Origin of the sequence: Amnimonas aquatica (assembly GCF_002943415.1) — a bacterium.
GTDB classification, from domain to species: Bacteria; Pseudomonadota; Gammaproteobacteria; order Pseudomonadales; family Moraxellaceae; genus Perlucidibaca; species Perlucidibaca aquatica_A.
Genome location: NZ_PTQZ01000328.1, coordinates 1 through 1,314 on the forward strand (window position 1 = coordinate 1; position 1,314 = coordinate 1,314).

Genomic DNA, 1,314 nt, shown 5'->3' on the forward strand with positions numbered 1-1,314 from the left:
AGGCCCCTGCGCCCGATGTCGCGGCGGATGACGCCGCGCCGCCCCGGTGCGACGACCTGCCACCGCCGCTGCGCTTCGCCACGCTTGATGGCGAGCGCGTCATCCGCCATGCCGGCGTGGTGCTGGCCCCGGGCGGCGGCAGCTGGGCACGGCTGGGCTCCGACGGCGCCTGGCAGCCCTGGCTGGCCGAGCGCGGCGTGGCGCTGGCGCCGCTGCGGCCGGCCAACTGCGGTTTCGAGGCGGCGTGGAGCGAGGTGCTGCAGGGCAGGGCGGGCGAACCGCTGAAAACGGTCACGCTGACGCTGCCCTGGCTGGACCGGCCGGCGCGGCGCGGCGAGTGCGTGCTGACCCGCCACGGTCTCGAGGGCAGCCTGGTCTACGCGCTGTCGGCGCCCATCCGTGATCGCATTCTGTCGGATGGCGAAGCCGTGGTTCTGCTCGATCTGCTGCCCGATCGCGGCGTCGAACGCATCACCGCCGACCTCGGTCGGCCGCGCGGCAGCCAGAGCCGCAGCCGGCACTGGCAGCGCGCCGGTCTGGAGGGCGTGAAGGCGGCCATGCTGCGTGAACTGGCCGCGCCCGCACAACTTGATGACGCCGCCGCCATGGCTGCGCTGGCCAAGGCGCTGCCCCTGCGGTTGCTGGCGCCGCGGCCGATCGACGAGGCCATCAGCACGGCCGGCGGGGTGCGCTGGGCAGCGCTGGATGACGCGCTCATGCTGCGGGCGCTGCCCGGCGTTTTCTGCGCCGGCGAGATGCTGGACTGGGAAGCGCCGACCGGCGGCTATCTGCTGACGGCCTGTTTCGCCAGCGGCCGGATGGCTGGAAAAGGCGCGGCCGCATTCGTCGGTGCGCGCTTGTCCTTGTCGTGAAGGTGGCGTTATAAGCGGAAATCCCACTTTCTGACTTATCGGAGTTCACCATGACTGACAAAAAGGAAGCCTATCAGCAGAAGATCACGGCGCAGCTCAACGAGTGGAAGGCCCAGGCCGATCTGCTCAAGGCCAAGGCCGAGAATGCCGGCGCCGATGTGCAGCTGGAGCTGAACAAGCAGGTCGAGAACCTCAAGGGCCTGCAGGCCGAGGCCCAGGTCAAGTTCGAAGAGCTGCGCGCCGCCGGCGAAGAGAAGCTGGGCGACCTCAAGGGCACGGTCGAAGCCCTGGTCGGCGAGATCACCACCACGCTGAAGTCCATCGGTTCGCGTTTCAAGTAAACCGCTTGCGGTGACTGCCGGGATCTCATTCCGGCGGTCACCCCGCCATGGCGTCGCAGCAGGCGCCGGCCCCCGCCGTTTTTCCGACCATTGGCGGAGAT

At 69.8% G+C, this 1,314-nt stretch carries 2 protein-coding genes; both read left to right on the forward strand.

Annotated elements, in window-relative coordinates; all coding sequences use genetic code 11:
- Positions 1-872 (forward strand): TIGR03862 family flavoprotein (locus C5O18_RS09630; protein ID WP_105193409.1); only part of this gene is annotated, 872 nt, incomplete at its 5' end.
- Positions 873-922: 50 nt separating this feature from the next.
- On the forward strand, positions 923-1,213 hold the full coding sequence (locus C5O18_RS09635; protein WP_105193411.1) for a sll1863 family stress response protein: 291 nt from the start codon (positions 923-925) through the stop codon (positions 1,211-1,213).
- Positions 1,214-1,314 lie beyond the last annotated feature (101 nt).

What these genes read in the sequence shown, in the direction of transcription:
- C5O18_RS09635 (WP_105193411.1), top strand. Translation starts at nt 923, where the DNA reads ATGACTGACAAAAAGGAAGCCTATCAGCAGAAGATCACGGCGCAGCTC.